The organism is Leucobacter musarum subsp. musarum (assembly GCF_001273845.1).
Classification (GTDB): Bacteria; Actinomycetota; Actinomycetes; order Actinomycetales; family Microbacteriaceae; genus Leucobacter; species Leucobacter musarum.
On record NZ_JHBW01000063.1, the window covers coordinates 30,316 to 45,853 of the forward strand.

The window sequence follows — 15,538 nt, forward strand, 5'->3', positions numbered from 1 at the left end:
GGTGCCGGAAGAATGACTTGGCAGGCAAGTGTTCGACGGGCCCGAGGCCAAATGAACCTGGAAGCCTCCACACAACGCAATAGGCCCCGATTCACAAAGAATCGGGGCCTATCTCATTACTCGTGCGCGAGGGGGGACTTGAACCCCCACGCCCTTGCGGGCACTGGCACCTGAAGCCAGCGCGTCTGCCATTCCGCCACTCGCGCGAGTCGTTTCCTGAGCGCCTCCACTCAGACAACTCCCCTAGCTTAGCACCCTGGGGCCCGCACACCAAAGCGGGCTAAACTAAAGCAAACCGCCGCGGGCGCCGCCCGTGGTTCATGGAGGGACGTACCGACTCGTGGGCATTCTGGACAGCGTGGAGCGCGGGCTCGAGCGTGCCGTCAACGGCGCCTTCGCCCGAACCTTCCGCTCCGGCGTGCAGCCCGTCGAGATCGCGTCGGCGCTGAAGCGCGAACTCGATATCGGCGCCGTGATCGTCGACCGCGACCGCGTGCTCGCCCCCAACCGGTTTGTCGTGCGCGTCTCCGAGAAAGACGCGGCCCGACTGCTGCAGCTCGGCGGCACCCTTGAGCAAGAGCTGCGCGGGGTCGTGCTGAAGCACGCCAAACGTCAGAGCTACCAGCTGCTCGGTGAACCCGACGTCGAGATTCGCGAAGATCACTCCATTACCGCCGGCGTGCTGCAGGTCGACGCCTCACGCGTCGAAGGAGCCGTCGACTGGGTCGCGGTCATCGATGTCGACGGCACGCGCCACGAACTGCGTCGCGGCACCACAACGGTCGGCCGCGGCAGCGACTGCGGCATTCGCATCGGCGACAACGCGGCATCGCGCAAGCACCTCGAACTCATCTGGGATGGTGCGGCCGGCATCGCCCGCGATCTCGGCTCGACCAACGGGTCGAAGATCAACGGCCAGCGCTTCCGCGAGGCCGCGCTCTCCCCCGGCACCGTCATCACGATCGGGCAGACCGGCCTCCAGTTCCAACTGGTGCCGGGCCGCTCGGCCACCGCGTCGCGCACCCCGGCACCCGCCGCACCGACGCGAGCCACCCCGGCGCCCCAGACTTCTGCACCCGCACGACCCACGACTCCCGCAGCCCCGGTCTCCCCCAGCACTCCTGCACCGCGACGCACTGCTGCGCCCACTCCGAATCCGAACGCGACGCCAAGCGCCGCCCCCGGAATCGACGAAGACTTCTGGAGAGGCCTGTGACGAGCGAACTCACGCTCCTGATCCTCCGCATCGGTTTCCTACTGCTGCTGTGGATCTTCATCTTCGCCATTGTGTACGCCCTGCGCAGCGACTTGTTCGGCGCTCCCGTGCGCCGCATGAAGGGCGATTCGGGCCCATCCGTGCAGGCGGTCACCCCGCAGCCCGCGGCCCCGGTCGCCGCAGCATCGGCTCCGCAGTCGGCCGCGAAGCAAGCCGTGCCCCACAGCTCGGGCCCCGCGATCACCCCCAGCGGCGGCGCTCTGCCCTCCGCGGGCGGGTCTGGCGCCCCGCGCCATCTCGTCATCACCTCCGGCGTCGCCACTGGCACCTCGATCGAGCTTGACGAAGACCTCGTCACGATCGGCCGCAGCAGCGATTCGACCCTCGTGATCGTCGACGAGTACACCTCGACCTATCACGCACGACTCGTGCGCACCGGCGAGCAGTGGATTCTCACCGACCTCGACTCCACCAACGGCACGAAACTCGACGGAGCTCGCGTCACGAAGTCCGTTCCCGTCGCCTCGTTCACGCCCGTCACCATCGGCACGACCACCTTCGAGTTGAGGCCCTGAGCGTGACGGTCGTCTACGAAAGCGCCATCGGCTCGCATGTGGGCATGGTGCGCTCGAACAACCAGGATTCCGCGTTCGCGGGCGACTTCATCTACCTGGTCGCCGATGGCATGGGCGGACACGCGGGTGGCGACGTCGCCTCCGCAATCGCCGCGAAAGCGATGGCGAAGCTCGATGTGCCGCCCACGGGCAGCCCCGAGGCGATGACCAATGTGCTGCGCACGGCGATCCTCGACACCAATGCCGCGCTGCGCTCGACCGTGCGCGATCGCCCCGAGCTCGCGGGCATGGGTACGACGCTCACCGGCATCATTCCGGTGGGGGATCAGCTGGCCATCGGGCACATCGGCGATAGTCGCTTGTACCTGCTGCGCGACAACACGCTGAGCCAGGTCACCAAAGACCACACCTTTGTGCAGCGTCTCGTCGACAGCGGCAAGATCACCGAGGAAGAAGCGAAGATCCATCCGCGCCGCTCCGTGCTGATGCGCGTGCTGGGCGACGTCGATTCTTCTCCGCAGGTCGATACGCAGGTCGTCGATACTCTGCCGAACGATGTCTGGCTGCTCTGCTCCGACGGGCTGTGCGGGTACGTCGACGACGAAGACATCGAGAAGATTCTGCGCCGGCGCTCATCGCTGCAGGGCGCCGTCGACGCACTCATCGACAAGAGCCTGTCGCACGGTGCCCCCGACAATGTGACGGTCGTGCTCGTCGAGACCGAAGCCGCACCGGAGATCAATCCCGACGAAACGCTCGAGCTCAAGCATCAGGGCCCGCGCTTCGCGGGGTCGGCGGCGACCGCCGAATCCGACATCGACGGCAGCACCTCCACCGCCCGCAATCGCCTGCTTAGCCGCAAGCGCCCGGTGCGCAAGCCTCCGGTCGTCGAAGAGAGCCACTTCGAGTCGCGCGTCGACGAGTACCTGGCCGAGCTCATGGCCGAGACCAGGCGACGCAATCGCCGCCGCCGCCTACTGTGGGCGTTCGGCGCCATCGCTGTGCTGGTCGCGATCGGCGGCGCGCTCGTCATCGGCTACCAGTGGACGCAGACCCGCTACTTCGTCGGCACCGACGGCGACACGGTCATCATTTACCAGGGCGTGCAGCAGAACATCGGTTCGTTCTCGCTGCATTCGATTGCGGAAGACACCGAGATTCCGCTGAGCGACCTCGATGGGCTCGAGCAGCGTCAGGTGAGTCGCACGCTCTCCGCCGGCTCGATCGAGGAGGCGCGCGACATCGTGCTGCGATTGGGGGATGCGAATGACTGACGCACCCGCCGGAGCGAACGAGCCCCGCACCTTCGAGAAGACCCGCACGAGCGAGACCGTGCTACAGCGCATCACCGCGCTGCGCGCCCCCCGCAAACTGCTTGGTCTCGAGCTCTCGCTGCTGATTCTGGCGATCGCCATCGGTGTCGCCGCCGTCATCATCATCGATCTCACCGTGAACGGCGCCGTCACGGCGACTCTGCTGCCGATGGGCATCGCCTACGTCGTCGCGCTTTTCGGCCTGCACTTCACCATTCGCCGCATCGCACCCGACGCCGACCCGCTGATCATGCCGATCGCGGCCATGCTCAACATGGTGGGCGTCGCGATGATCTACCGCATCTCGCTCTCCCCCGACGCCCCCGATGCCGACGGGTCGCGCCAGTTGCTCTGGTCGACCATCGCGGTGGTCGCGGCAATTGTCATTCTCTGGGTGATCCGCAACCACATGGTGCTGTTCCGGTACACCTACCTGACCGGCTTGGCCGCGGTCATTCTGCTGCTGCTCCCGATGCTTCCCGGCATCGGGCAGACCATCAACGGCGCTCGCGTCTGGATTCACATCGGCGGATTCTCATTCCAGCCGGGTGAGATTGCCAAGATCCTGCTCGCGATTTTCTTCGCCGGGTATCTGGTGCGCAGCCGCGACTCGCTCGCGATGGCCGGCAAAAAGATTCTCGGCATCCGGTTCCCGCGTGCTCGGGATCTCGGCCCGCTCATCGTCTTCTGGCTCGCCGCCATGTCGGTGCTCGTCTTCCAGCGCGACCTCGGCACCTCACTGCTCTACTTCGGCCTGTTTCTCTCGATGCTCTACATTGCGACGGGCAGGATCGGCTGGATCGTGCTCGGCCTCGGCCTTTTCATCGGCGGCGGCCTGATCGCCAGCCAGACGCTGAGCTATGTCGGCAACCGCTTCGCCAACTGGCTCGATCCGTTCGCCGACCCGAGCGGCGCGAGCTACCAGATGGTGCAGGGGCTCTTCGGCATGGCCAACGGCGGCATGACCGGTACCGGGCTCGGCCAGGGCTACCCCGAGGTCACCCCGCTGTCGTTCAGCGACTACATCATTCCGAGCCTCGGCGAAGAGCTCGGGCTCATCGGACTGTTTGTGATTCTCGCCGCCTACCTGCTGCTCGTCGGTCGCGGGCTCCGGATCGGCTTCGCGGGCCACGACGAGTTCGGCAAGCTGCTCGCTTCAGGCCTCGCGTTCACGCTGGCCTTCCAGGTCTTCATCGTCGTCGGCGGCGTCACCCGCGTGATCCCGCTCACCGGCCTCACCGCGCCGTTCCTGGCGTCCGGCGGATCCTCGCTGGTGTCGAACTGGATCATCATCGCGCTGCTGATCCTGCTCTCGAATTCCGTGCGCAACCGACCGAAGCTGGTGATTCGCTCGTGAACAAGCCGCTCAAGTTCATTACCCGCGCCGTGTTCGGCATGTTCATCGTGCTGTTCTTCTCGGTGACGATGATCCAGTTCGTACAGGCCGACGATCTACGCGCGAACGACCTCAACTCACGCACGCTGATGAACAGCTACAAGGTGGAGCGCGGGTCGATTCTGGTCGACGGCGATCCCATCGCGTTCTCGACGCCGACCGATGACGATTACCGGTACGTGCGCCAGTACTCGAACGGCCCCCTCTACGCGCCGCTCACCGGCTACTTTTCCCGTCAGCAGGGAATGACCGGGCTCGAATCGGCGATGAACCAAGACCTCTCGGGCAGCGGCAACGCGCAGTTCTTCTCGCGCATCATGAACACCCTGAACGGCGTCGAGCCGCAGGGCAGCTCGGTCGAGACCACCATCAACCCCGCGGCGCAGCAGGCGGCGTACGACGCGATGACGCAGAACGGCTTCTCGGGCGCTGTCGTCGCGCTTGAGCCCAAAACCGGCAAAGTGCTGGCCATGGTGTCGACGCCCGGGTACGACCCGAACCAGCTCTCGAGCAACAACAACGCCGACATCATCACGAACTACCGGCAGCTCAACGAAGACCCGACCCAGCCCCTGCAGAACCGCGCGATCGCCGGCGACCTGTACCACCCCGGGTCGGTCTACAAGCTCGTCTCGGCCGCGGCCGCGATCGAGGCCGGCAAGGCGACGCCGTCGACCGAGTTCGACAACCCGGCGCAGTGGACCCTGCCGCAGTCGACCTCGGTGCTACAGAACGCCTCGCGCAGCACCTGTGGCACGGGAGCCAAGGCGACGCTCGAGCAGGCGATCGTGATGTCATGCAACATTCCCATCGCCGAGATGACCACGCAGCTCGACGACAACGCGGTGCCCGACATGGCCGAACAGTTCGGATTCGAAAAAGATCTCTCGATCCCGATGACGGTCACGCCGAGCCAGTCGCCGACTCCCGACGGCAAGGCGCAGGTAGCGCTCTCGTCGATCGGTCAGCAGGATGTGCGTGCGACGCCGCTGCAGATCGCGATGGTTTCCGCGGGCATCGCCAACGGTGGCGTGGTCATGAAGCCGAACGTGGTCGAGAAGGTCATCACGCCCGACCTCACGGTCGAGAAGGAATACACTCCCGAACAGTTCAGCCAGCCGATCTCGAAGAAGACGGCCGACCTCATCACCCAGATGATGGAGCGCGGCGTGGACACTGCGGATGGACTCGCGCAGAAAGCGGCCATCGACGGCGTGCGCGTCGCCGGGAAGACCGGAACCGCAGAGAATGGGAATGACGCGGATGGGAATCCGTTGCCATATACCTTGTGGTTCACTGGTTTCGCACCGGTAGATGATCCTCAGGTCGCGGTCGCGGTCGTGATCGCCGATGGTGGCGGCGAGGCATATCAAAACGTGGGCGGTTCTTACGACCTCCCGACAGCTGTGGCAAAACAAGTTATGGAAGCGGTGTTGAGCGAATGAGACCAGCGGCAGGGATCACATTCGGCGGACGCTACGAGCTCAGCTCGAGGATCGCCGTCGGTGGCATGGGTGAAGTGTGGAAGGCGACCGATAGCATCATCGGGCGCACCGTCGCCATCAAGATCCTCAAAGACGAGTACATGGGCGACCCCGGGTTCCTCGAGCGCTTCCGCGCCGAGGCCCGTCACGCCGCACTCGTGAACCACGAGGGCATCGCCAACGTCTTCGATTACGGCGAGGAGCAGGGCTCCGCCTACATCGTCATGGAGCTCGTTCCCGGTGAGCCGCTCTCCGCGATCATCGAGCGTGAAGGCCGTCTGCCGGCGAATCGCGTGCTCGGCATCGTGGCGCAGACCGCAACATCGCTGCAAGCCGCGCACGACGCCGGCCTCGTGCACCGCGACATCAAGCCGGGCAACCTGCTGATCACACCCGAGGGCCGCGTGAAGATCACCGACTTCGGTATCGCACGCATCGCCGATCAGGTGCCGCTCACCGCGACCGGCCAGGTCATGGGAACGGTGCAGTACCTCGCTCCCGAGCAGGCCAGCGGCCACACCGCCACCCCGGCGACCGACATCTACTCGCTCGGCGTCGTCGCGTACGAATGCCTCGCGGGCAAGCGTCCCTTCACCGGTGAGTCGCAGGTCGCCATCGCCATGGCGCAGATCAATGACACCCCGCCGGATCTGCCGACCGACATTCCCGAGCCCGTGCGCAACCTGGTGTACGCCTGCCTCGCGAAAGACGCCGCAGGCCGACCGCTGACCGCGGCCAAGCTTGCACAGGCGGCCACAGCGCTGCACCGCGGTGACGTGCAGCTCGCGGCGAGCTACGTTCCGCAGGTGCTCGGCGACAGCCAGCCCGCTACCACCGCGCTGCCGCAGACCACGGTCTCCGACGCGGCCACCACAGCGCTGCCGCAAACGACCGCGCTGCCCGGCACCTCCGTACTGCCTGACTCGGGCGTGGAGGGTGACGAGTCCGCTGCCGGCGACGCGCCGAAGAAAAAGAAGAGCCGCTGGACGTGGCCGCTCATCACGCTGCTCGCACTGCTCCTGTTGATCGGAGGCGGCACGGCGATCGCGCTGCTTAATAACAACAGCGGCAATACGGACAAGACGCCGACGACGACAACCAAGAAGACGACCACGCCGCCAAAGACGACCACGCCGCCGAAGCCCACGACGGGCGAGGTGGACGGCGACTCGCTCATCGGTACCAACGTCGATGCTGCGGCGCAGCAGCTGGCAGACCTCGGCTTCACCAATGTGCGCACAGTTGCCGGGAATCCGACGGATCCCGCAAACGCCAATCTGGTGACCGATGTCAATCCGACTGGCACGAACGTGCCGCTCGACGAATCGATCACCCTGACGTACAGCGTCGCTTTCGGAGAGATCTCGCAGCCCGGTGCACCCACCGGCCCGTCGAGCGTCACTGTGGGCGATACGTTCGCCATTCAGGGGATCTCGGGCACCTGCCCGGCTGGCCTCACTCCAAGCGACTACGTCGTGACCGTGAGCGATGCGGGCACGCTGTCGAGCCCCGCTTCGAATGGCTCGGCTCAGGTTCGCGCGACGAAGGAAGGCACGATCACCATTTCGTACACCTTCACCTGCTCGAACGGGACCTACTCGGCCGCCGCACCCGCATCACCGGAGCTGAGCGTCACGGTAGAGGCCGCGGACGATTCCGAGGCCGATGCCGACAGCGGAAGCGATCCCGAAGCGAATGCGAACGCCAGCGGATCTTCTTCGTCGAGCTCCACCGGAAACGCGACGGCGGGCGCAGCTGGCAGCGCTGCAGCGAGCTAAACACACGGTATTTTTGGGGCTAGCGCCCAGGTAAACTTGGAAGGCATCCCATGAGCACGGAAGAGGTGAACATGCCCGAATCGACCGACGTCGGTGAGCAGCGAATTCTCGCCGGCCGGTACGCGATCGGGGAGTTCGTCGGTCAAGGCGGCATGGCCACCGTGTACCGCGGCACCGACACCAAGCTCGGCCGTCAGGTCGCGATCAAGGTAATGAAAGCCGACCTCGCGGGTGACGAGCAGTTCCGATCGCGCTTCCGCCAGGAGGCGCAGTCGGCATCGCGCATGGCACACCCAACCGTCGTGCGCGTCTTCGACGCCGGCGACGACCTCATCCAAACTGCCGAGGGCCCCAAGCGCCTTCCGTTCATCGTGATGGAGTACGTCGAGGGTACGAACCTGCGTCAGCTCGAGACCGAGGGGCGCCTCTCGCAGGCCGAGGCCTGCCGGGTGGTCGACTCCGTGCTGACCGCGCTTGAGTACTCGCACCGAGCCGGCATCGTGCACCGCGATATCAAGCCCGCCAACATCATGATCACGAAGAGTGGTCAGGTGAAGGTGATGGATTTCGGTATCGCCCGCGCCGTGTCAGACACCTCGTCGACGCTGCAGCAGACCACAGCGATTCTCGGCACAGCTGCGTATTTCTCCCCGGAACAGGCGAAGGGCGAGTCGATCGACGCGCGCACCGACCTGTACTCGACTGCGGTCATGCTGTACGAACTGCTCACTGGAGATGTGCCGTTCCGCGGTGACACCGCCGTGGCCGTCGCCTATCAGCACGTCAGTGAACGCCCGAAGCCCCCGAGCGATCGCGATCCCGATGTAACCCCCGAGCTCGATCGCGTCGTGCTCTATGGTCTCGCGAAAGATCGCGCCAAGCGTTTCCAGTCGGCTTCAGAGTTCCGTGAAGCGCTGCGAGAAGCCGCCAGCGGCAAAATGCCGAAGCTCGCCGTGCAGCAGCAAGACACGGTGCTCTTCTCCGGCGGCGAAGAGGTCTCGGAATCCGATCTCGCACTGCGCCAGCTCTCCGAAGCCGGCGGAGCCTCGCGTACGCAGAGCCGCCCGCCAGTCATGTGGACCTGGGCCGCGATTCTCACCATCGGCGCCGTAATCGTCGCCGTGGTGTTCTGGCTCGTCACACTCGCTCCAAAGGAGTTCTTGCCCGACACCTCGCGTGCCGTGCCAGAGCTCGTCGATATGCAGCGTGGCGATGCCATCGATTCGTTGCGAAACCTCGACCTCATCGTGACCAGCGTCGAGCAGAACAGTGCCGATGTCGCGAACGATCACGTCATCTCGAGCGACCCTGAGCCCGGCACCGTGCTCACCGCGGGCGACAGCATCACGATTTACGTGTCGACCGGGCCCGAGCAGGCCGAAGTACCGAGCATCGGGCGCATGTCTGAAGACGAGTACAAGCAGGCGTTGAACGACCTCGGGTTGACGGTCGGCATCATCACGAAAGAAGACAACCCGACGGAAGCCGCAGGTCGCGTGCTCAGCGTGACCCCCGAGCCCGGCACCTCGGTCGCCTCCGGAACCGGCGTCGAGATGACCGTATCCAGCGGCAATGTGCCGATCCCCGATGTCACCGGTGCACCCATGCAGGTGGCCAAGTCACAGGTCGAGAACCTCGGCCTCACGGTGGCTTACACCGCTGACAACTCCTGCCCGACGGTCGATGGGTACCCGATCGTTTCGCAATCGGCGGTCGGGTCTCAGCCGCAGCGTTCAAGCCTCGAACTGCGCTACTGCGCAGGGTAGTCTCTGCAGCAGAGCCGCACCAATGCACGAGGGCCGCTGACTTCCGACACATCAGGAAGTCAGCGGCCCTCGTGCATGCAGACCTATTTCGCGAGCAAAGGCGACAGCGTGCGCGCCACCTCAGCAGCATTGGGAACGCCGACGACGGTCAGCCAGTTGCCCAGCTGCTGATACCCGCCCTCGGTGAGTACTGACTCTGGGTGATACTGCACGCCGTAGATCGGCAGCTCGCGGTGACGCAGCGCCATCACGATACCGCTCGCGGTCTCGGCGGTGATCACGAGACTCTCGGGCACCGTGTCGCGCACCACAGCGAGCGAGTGATAGCGCGTCGCATCAAACTCTTGCGCGACACCCGCAAAGAAGGCGTCATTCGTGTGCTGAACACGCGACACCTTGCCGTGCATGAGCTCTTCGGCGTGCGTCACCGTGGCTCCCAGCGCTTCGGCAATCGCTTGATGCCCCAGGCAGACGCCGAGCAACGGCACACCTGTGCGGAGCGCGAGATTGACCATCGCGATCGAGACGCCGGCGTCAGTCGGGGTACCGGGGCCGGGTGAGATGAGCACGCCGTCGTAGTCGGCGACGAGCGCCTCGAGTTCTCCGGCGCTCACCTCATCGTTGCGAATGACGTGCGTCTCTGCGCCGAGTTGCTGCAGGTACCCGTTCAGGGTGTAAACGAAGCTGTCGTAATTGTCGATGACCAGAATCTTGCTCATGAGCCGACCGTCACTTCCTCGCCCGGCATTTGCAGAGCGACCCAGGGATACACGTATGCGATGAGTGCGTAGACCACGGCCGCCGCGACGAGCAGCAGCACGATCACGCGCAGCCAAGCGGGGCCGGGGAAGAATCGCCAGAGTATCGAGAACACTATTCCTGATCTCCTCTCAGCGCCTGCGTTGCGCCCATGGTCGGGTTGAGGTCGACCAGTTCCTGCGGTGGGCCCGCGCTGCGCGGCTGGAAGCCTTCGTACACCGAGTATGCGATGGCGCGTTCGTCGCTGCCCGCCAGCTTCGGGTGGCAGGTCGTCAGCGTCAAGATCTGGTCCGTGCCGGGTGTGCCCTCGAGCCGCGGGAACGGATTCAGTACGTCGACCTCATCGGGAAGCACGTACTCGATCGAGCGGAATCGATACGTGTACCAGCCCTCGGGGGTCTCGACAAACAACGGATCACCGACGCGCAGATTCATGACTTCGCGGAAGGAGTTGATGAGCGGCCCGGATCGGTGCCCGGCGAGCGCGAAGTTTCCGGGCTCCCCGGGCATCTGCGTCGTCTCGTAGTGGCCGATGCCCTTGTCATCGAGGTTCAGCACCGTATCCCAGTCCGTGGTCTCCGCCACGCGGTTCGCGTAGGTCGTGCCGAATGCAGGCACATGGAGCACGGCGAATACATCCGCCGCTGCGGGCTTCGCCGGCACGGGAACAACACCGTCCCAAGGCTCGGTCGCAGCCTCCGCATCCCACTGAGCCGAATCTTCCGCTGACAGATCTGTCTGCTTGGCTGTCACACCCACGCCGGTGTGCCAGGGCTGCCACACGATGTACCCCAGCACGGCAATGCCGCCGACCAGCAGTACTTCGCCGATCACGGTGAGCGGGCTCAGCCGTGCACGCCGCCGACGGCGCCGGGGTTCAGTCGTCTCGCTCACCCCCATATTCTAGGACGCGCACTCTGGGCGCAGACCGGGTTCCAGGTAGACTGTCGGCATGGCAGCAGCTGGGAAGAATGTAAGCAAGCGCAAGTCGGCCGAGGTCGAACAGAACCGTGCGGAGCTCGCTGCTGCGCGCAAAGATGCTCCGAACCCGGTCTGGTTCAAGCCGGTCATGTTCGGCTTCATGCTGCTCGGGCTCGTCTGGATCGTGCTCTACTACATCACCAGCGCGGGGCTGCAGCTGCCGGTACCGGCGCTCGGCCAGGCAAACATCTTTATCGGCTTCGGCCTGGTGCTCGTCGGGTTCCTGATGACGCCTTGGTGGAAGTAACTGAAAACTTGCTGTTCAGCTCCGCTTTCCCGGCGAGCAGACAGAAAACCACACCGGTGTAATTCTTCCCCAGCTGGGGATGAACCTGTGGATAACTCGAAGGCCCTCGGTTTCCCGAGGGCCTTCAGTCGTTGCTGCTCGATGCGACGCGCACCGGATCACCCAGGCGTTAGCCTCCCGGCACCATGACGAAGTAGGCACCGGCGAGCAGTACCAGGAGTGCACCGATACCGACGAGCCCGGTCACGCGCAGGGTGCGACGTCGCGGCCCGCGCGTCGCCAGCATCATCCACATCGTCAACGCACCGACGACCATGCCGCCGAGGTGGGCTTGCCAGGAGATCGCCGTTCCCGGAATGAAGCCGATCGCGAAGTTCAGACCAATCAGCACGGCGAGCGAGGTGATATTCACCTGAGCGGCCTTCAGCGCGACCAGCGTGGCCGCGAGTACGCCGAAGATCGCGCCGGATGCACCGACCGTGGGCACGAGCATCGTCTGCGGGTCGGCATACGCCCAGAGCATCACGCCGAGTGATCCGCCGATTCCGGCGAAGACGTAGAGGAGCGCGTACGCCACCCGCCCGATCATCTGCTCCAGGTTTCTTCCGAAGAGCCACAACGTGTACAGGTTGAAGAGGATGTGGAAGATGAACCCTGTGGAGTGCGTGAACATCGCCGTGACCAGTCGCCACGGTTCGAACACGCCGGGCACGGAATACAGCGGCGCGTACCAGAGGGCGCGCGTCACGCCGTCATCGGCAAAGGCCGACCCCAACCACTGCGCACTGAAGACCACGGTGCAGAGCGCCATGATCGCGTAGGTCACCGGAGTCTCCAGTGCCGCAATGCGACGGCCGGCAACCCGAGTGGACCGCGCAGCGCGCTGCGTCACCGGTGCCTGCATCTGCTTCGTGCATTCGGGGCACAGCACCCCAACCGCAGAGACGACCTGGCAGTCACCACAGATCGTGCGGCCGCACCGCTGGCACAGCGTGAAGCTGTGCACATTCGGGTGCCGGTAACAGACGTCGTCGGGGCCGTACTCGACGCGTTCGCCGAATGCCGGCCCCGACCCGTTCGTCACCTTCGGAATTCCTTAGGCTGCGACGACGTCGACGCCGGAGATCACGACGTCTTCGACCGGGCGATCCTGACCACCGGTCTGCACGCCCGAGATCGCGTCGACGACTGCCTTTGACGCATCATCGGCGACGACGCCGAAGATGCTGTGCTTGCCGTTCAGCCAGTCAGGAGCGGTCGTGGTGATGAAGAACTGCGAACCGTTGGTGCCCGCGAGACGGCCGGTCATGTCGGGGCGCTTTCCCGCATTCGCCATAGCCAGCTGGTACGGCTGGTCGAAGACGAGCTCGGGGTGAATCTCGTCATCGAAGGTGTAGCCGGGGCCGCCGGTACCGGTGCCGGTCGGATCGCCGCCCTGAATCATGAAGTTCGGAATGATGCGGTGGAAGATGACGCCGTCGTAGAAGCCCTTCTCGGCAAGGTCGACGAAGTTCTTCACCGTCTTCGGCGCGTGATCGCCGAAGAGGTTGATGACGATGTCGCCGTGATTGGTGTGAATGGTGGCTACCGAAGTATGAATGGTCATGGTTTCAGTCTATGCGGCAGCACTGACAAAGAAACCGCTGTCAACCCCCTTCGACCCCGGAGAACGCCTGGAATCGCGGGCGATCGCTTGCGACGGACGCCCTGCGACCACAGGTTCGGTGTAGCGTGGACGCAACGGGTGACACCACCGACAGGTTTGCCTCGTCGAGCAAGGAGGATACGAATGAATCTCTCACGCAAGCGCCGCCGCGAACTTCGCAAGCTGCGGAAGAACGCCCAGGAGCTGCTCGACCAGCAGCGCCTCGTACTCGGGCACGCAGGCGAAGTTCTGGGTCAGGCCGGCAGCCAGGCTCGTCGGCTGAGCGATGAGCACCTCGCGCCCCGCGTGGACGACGCGCTCGAGGCCGTGCGCCCGAAGATCGACCGCGGGGTCGCCAATGCCCGTCGTGCAGCCGACACCGTGCGCCGCGCGACGACGCCGTTCGTCGCCAGCGCCCTTGCGCGCACGATCCGCACCCTCGACGAGCTCGACAACCACGACGCCGCGAAGCAGGTGCGCGGGTTCGGTGAGCGCTCCGGCTTCCTCAAGGCTGAGAAGAAGAGCAAGGGCGGCGTGATCGCTCTCGGCATTGGCATCGCTGCGGCTGTGGGCGTGGGCTATGCCCTCTGGCAGGCCTTCCGCACCGATGATGAGCTGTGGGTCGCTCCCGAAAGCTCCAGCGCCAACTGACGCATATTGATAGAGAAGGGGCGCCCGGACCAATTGGTTCGGGCGCCCCTTCTGTGCATAGACACCGTTATTTGCGCGGCTTGCCCTGGCGCTGCTGCCGGCTTCCGCCCTTCACAGCCTTCGCCGGGGGCCGACGGTGCAGACCCGCCATCCGCAACCCCGTCTGCACGAGCGAGAGGGTACGCAGCGACTTGATGTCACGCAGCGGTACCCAGCGCGCCTCATCGGAAGAGCCGCCAACTTCGTTCCGCAGCGGACCATCCGAGACCGTTGCACGATAGACGATGCGGATCGTGTGGAGCTCGGGATCATCACCGGCAGGCACTTCTTCACGCACCATTACGCGGGAATCGACACCGAGCAGCTTGCCGACTCGGGCTTCGAGCCCGGTCTCCTCGGCCACCTCGCGGATGACGGCGTCGCGGGGATCCTCACCGCTCTCGATGCCGCCCCCGGGGAGCGTCCAACCGTGCAGGTGCCCCCGTCGCCAATGCGTCAGCAGGATCTTGCCGCGCCGCTCAACCACAGCGTAGGCAGCCACTCGAAGATCCATGATCCGAGCCTAGTCGGTCGTGCCCTCCGCAGCCTTCGACCGCGCCGATGGCGGCGGTCGATCAACGCTTGAGCTTGCTGCCACGGCGCCGGGTCCAGTTTCGCTCCGCGCCCACCCCGTGAGCCATCGATCCATCCGCGCGAAAGCTTCGGTCCGCACTTCTGCTCGTGACAGGAAGACGTCGTGCAGGGCACCATCCAACCGTTCCACGGTGAGAGAGCTTCCCAGATGCAGCGCGGCTTTCGCGACCTCGTCGACGTCGAGCACCGTATCCGCAGCCGTCAGCGCAGGGTCCCATCGCAGCGGCAATGCCGACCGTGCCGAGAGCAGCATTAGAATCGGCGCGTGCAGATGCAGCCCTCGACTGACCTGCGCATGCCCTGCGAGGATCGCCCGCAGCCATCCATTCATCACCGTATGACTGCGATCCGGGCGCCACGTCGTGTTGACCTGGTCGAGCTCCTCGCGCGGCCCCACCTCGCGCTGCGCCCGCGAATAGAATCCCGAGTCGAACTGAGGTGCCGCATCGCGCAGGTTGAAGCGCGCGCGCAGATTCACGAGTGGTGCAATCATCTGCCGCCCGGCACCGCTGAGCTGAAACTCGAGCCATGGGCTGTTCAGAATGAGGCCGTCCGCGCGACCCGGATGCGCCGCAGCCCACAGGCTGAGCACGAGGCCGCCGGTCGAGTGACCCAGGAGCAGGAGTCGACGACGCCCACGCTTCGGTCGATCGGAGCCGGCGGGCTCCGCTCCGATGACCGCAAGCGCCTGATCGATCTCGAGGTCGTAGTCCGTCAGATCCTCGATGTACCCAGCCGTTTGGCCCTCGCGCAGACTGCGTCCGTACTTGCGGAGGTCAAGGGCGAAGAAGCGTGCTCCTCGGTCCGTCCAGAATCGCGCCAGACTGCGCTGGAAGAAGTAGTCGGACCATCCATGCACATAGAGCACGTCAACGCCCTCCAGGGGCCGTGGACGGCTCGTGAGACGCTCAAAGAATCGACGCTCGGCAGGGAGGGATCGCACGAGCGTTGCGACCAGCGGGCCTTCTTCGTCACTTCCCAGGTCGATTTCACGATATTCGAACCCCGGCCCGAGCACGTCGGGCCGCCACTCGGGTGACACCGCCAACGCCTCCATGCCGCCCAGTGTACGGTGCGGCATGGAGGCGTGGGTG

At 65.1% G+C, this 15,538-nt stretch carries 16 protein-coding genes and 1 tRNA gene; 9 read left to right on the plus strand and 8 right to left on the minus strand.

Annotated features, from left to right (window positions below):
* Positions 1–123: 123 nt before the first annotated feature.
* Positions 124–206, minus strand: a tRNA-Leu gene (locus CH42_RS01240).
* A gap of 134 nt (positions 207–340) precedes the next feature.
* Here CH42_RS01240 and CH42_RS01245 point away from each other — a divergent pair.
* The 7 genes from CH42_RS01245 to pknB are packed head-to-tail and all read left to right on the plus strand — an operon-like array spanning position 341 to position 9,528.
* On the plus strand, positions 341–1,216 hold the full coding sequence (locus CH42_RS01245) for an FhaA domain-containing protein (RefSeq protein WP_053351407.1): 876 nt from the start codon (positions 341–343) through the stop codon (positions 1,214–1,216).
* Entirely contained in the window at positions 1,213–1,791 is a 579-nt protein-coding gene (locus CH42_RS01250) for an FHA domain-containing protein FhaB/FipA (RefSeq protein WP_053351408.1), read from the plus strand. The genes CH42_RS01245 and CH42_RS01250 overlap by 4 nt, the downstream gene beginning before the upstream one ends.
* Positions 1,792–1,793: 2 nt before the next feature.
* On the plus strand, positions 1,794–3,065 hold the full coding sequence (locus CH42_RS01255) for a PP2C family protein-serine/threonine phosphatase (protein WP_053351409.1): 1,272 nt from the start codon (positions 1,794–1,796) through the stop codon (positions 3,063–3,065).
* Complete coding sequence (locus CH42_RS01260) at positions 3,058–4,461, plus strand: FtsW/RodA/SpoVE family cell cycle protein (protein WP_082309220.1); 1,404 nt, start codon at positions 3,058–3,060, stop codon at positions 4,459–4,461. The genes CH42_RS01255 and CH42_RS01260 overlap by 8 nt, the downstream gene beginning before the upstream one ends.
* Positions 4,458–5,945, plus strand: a complete 1,488-nt coding sequence (locus tag CH42_RS01265) for a peptidoglycan D,D-transpeptidase FtsI family protein (protein ID WP_053351410.1) — start codon at positions 4,458–4,460, stop codon at positions 5,943–5,945. The genes CH42_RS01260 and CH42_RS01265 overlap by 4 nt, the downstream gene beginning before the upstream one ends.
* Positions 5,942–7,762, plus strand: coding sequence for a serine/threonine-protein kinase (locus CH42_RS01270; protein WP_075205185.1), 1,821 nt, complete (start codon positions 5,942–5,944; stop codon positions 7,760–7,762). The genes CH42_RS01265 and CH42_RS01270 overlap by 4 nt, the downstream gene beginning before the upstream one ends.
* Before the next feature lie 50 nt (positions 7,763–7,812).
* Entirely contained in the window at positions 7,813–9,528 is a 1,716-nt protein-coding gene (pknB, locus tag CH42_RS01275) for a Stk1 family PASTA domain-containing Ser/Thr kinase (protein ID WP_082309221.1), read from the plus strand.
* Between the two features lie 83 nt (positions 9,529–9,611).
* Here the strand turns inward: pknB and CH42_RS01280 are convergent, their stop codons facing one another.
* Genes CH42_RS01280 through CH42_RS01285 form a run of 3 tightly spaced genes read right to left on the minus strand, consistent with a single transcriptional unit; the run spans position 9,612 to position 11,181 of the window.
* The gene (locus CH42_RS01280) at positions 9,612–10,247 is read right to left on the minus strand and encodes an anthranilate synthase component II (RefSeq protein ID WP_053351411.1); all 636 of its coding nucleotides are present in this window, start codon (positions 10,245–10,247) and stop codon (positions 9,612–9,614) included.
* Entirely contained in the window at positions 10,244–10,402 is a 159-nt protein-coding gene (locus CH42_RS16660; protein ID WP_164477389.1) for a hypothetical protein, read from the minus strand. The genes CH42_RS01280 and CH42_RS16660 overlap by 4 nt, the downstream gene beginning before the upstream one ends.
* Entirely contained in the window at positions 10,402–11,181 is a 780-nt protein-coding gene (locus tag CH42_RS01285) for a class E sortase (protein WP_239683903.1), read from the minus strand. The genes CH42_RS16660 and CH42_RS01285 overlap by 1 nt, the downstream gene beginning before the upstream one ends.
* Before the next feature lie 58 nt (positions 11,182–11,239).
* Between CH42_RS01285 and CH42_RS01290 the strand changes: the two genes are divergently transcribed.
* Positions 11,240–11,515 (plus strand): cell division protein CrgA, encoded by a 276-nt coding sequence (locus CH42_RS01290; RefSeq protein WP_053351413.1) that lies wholly within the window; start codon positions 11,240–11,242, stop codon positions 11,513–11,515.
* 169 nt (positions 11,516–11,684) lie between these two features.
* On the opposite strand, the gene CH42_RS01295 is transcribed toward CH42_RS01290, so the two are convergent.
* Positions 11,685–12,599 carry a rhomboid family intramembrane serine protease gene (locus tag CH42_RS01295; RefSeq protein ID WP_053351414.1) on the minus strand — a complete coding sequence of 305 codons (915 nt, stop codon included), beginning with the start codon at positions 12,597–12,599 and terminating at the stop codon, positions 11,685–11,687.
* A gap of 12 nt (positions 12,600–12,611) precedes the next feature.
* The gene (locus CH42_RS01300; RefSeq protein WP_053351415.1) at positions 12,612–13,121 is read right to left on the minus strand and encodes a peptidylprolyl isomerase; all 510 of its coding nucleotides are present in this window, start codon (positions 13,119–13,121) and stop codon (positions 12,612–12,614) included.
* Positions 13,122–13,304: 183 nt separating this feature from the next.
* Here CH42_RS01300 and CH42_RS01305 point away from each other — a divergent pair, with 183 nt between their 5' ends.
* A complete protein-coding gene (locus CH42_RS01305) occupies positions 13,305–13,811 on the plus strand; it encodes a hypothetical protein (RefSeq protein WP_053351416.1) in 507 nt (168 codons plus the stop codon).
* Positions 13,812–13,878: 67 nt separating this feature from the next.
* Here CH42_RS01305 and CH42_RS01310 read toward each other — a convergent pair whose 3' ends face one another.
* Both CH42_RS01310 and CH42_RS01315 read right to left on the minus strand, forming a co-directional pair.
* Positions 13,879–14,364 carry an NUDIX hydrolase gene (locus tag CH42_RS01310; RefSeq protein WP_053351417.1) on the minus strand — a complete coding sequence of 162 codons (486 nt, stop codon included), beginning with the start codon at positions 14,362–14,364 and terminating at the stop codon, positions 13,879–13,881.
* Positions 14,365–14,373: 9 nt separating this feature from the next.
* Complete coding sequence (locus CH42_RS01315; RefSeq protein ID WP_239683904.1) at positions 14,374–15,525, minus strand: alpha/beta hydrolase; 1,152 nt, start codon at positions 15,523–15,525, stop codon at positions 14,374–14,376.
* Positions 15,526–15,538: the final 13 nt, after the last annotated feature.

Bases quoted from the DNA above. Each gene is read 5' to 3' on its own strand.
- CH42_RS01280 (WP_053351411.1), bottom strand. From the start codon at position 10,247: ATGAGCAAGATTCTGGTCATCGACAATTACGACAGCTTCGTTTACACC.
- CH42_RS01270 (WP_075205185.1), top strand. From the start codon at position 5,942: ATGAGACCAGCGGCAGGGATCACATTCGGCGGACGCTACGAGCTCAGC.
- CH42_RS01305 (WP_053351416.1), top strand. From the start codon at position 13,305: ATGAATCTCTCACGCAAGCGCCGCCGCGAACTTCGCAAGCTGCGGAAG.
- CH42_RS01300 (WP_053351415.1), bottom strand. From the start codon at position 13,121: ATGACCATTCATACTTCGGTAGCCACCATTCACACCAATCACGGCGAC.
- CH42_RS01315 (WP_239683904.1), bottom strand. From the start codon at position 15,525: ATGCCGCACCGTACACTGGGCGGCATGGAGGCGTTGGCGGTGTCACCC.
- CH42_RS01310 (WP_053351417.1), bottom strand. From the start codon at position 14,364: ATGGATCTTCGAGTGGCTGCCTACGCTGTGGTTGAGCGGCGCGGCAAG.
- pknB (WP_082309221.1), top strand. From the start codon at position 7,813: ATGAGCACGGAAGAGGTGAACATGCCCGAATCGACCGACGTCGGTGAG.
- CH42_RS01260 (WP_082309220.1), top strand. From the start codon at position 3,058: ATGACTGACGCACCCGCCGGAGCGAACGAGCCCCGCACCTTCGAGAAG.
- CH42_RS01290 (WP_053351413.1), top strand. From the start codon at position 11,240: ATGGCAGCAGCTGGGAAGAATGTAAGCAAGCGCAAGTCGGCCGAGGTC.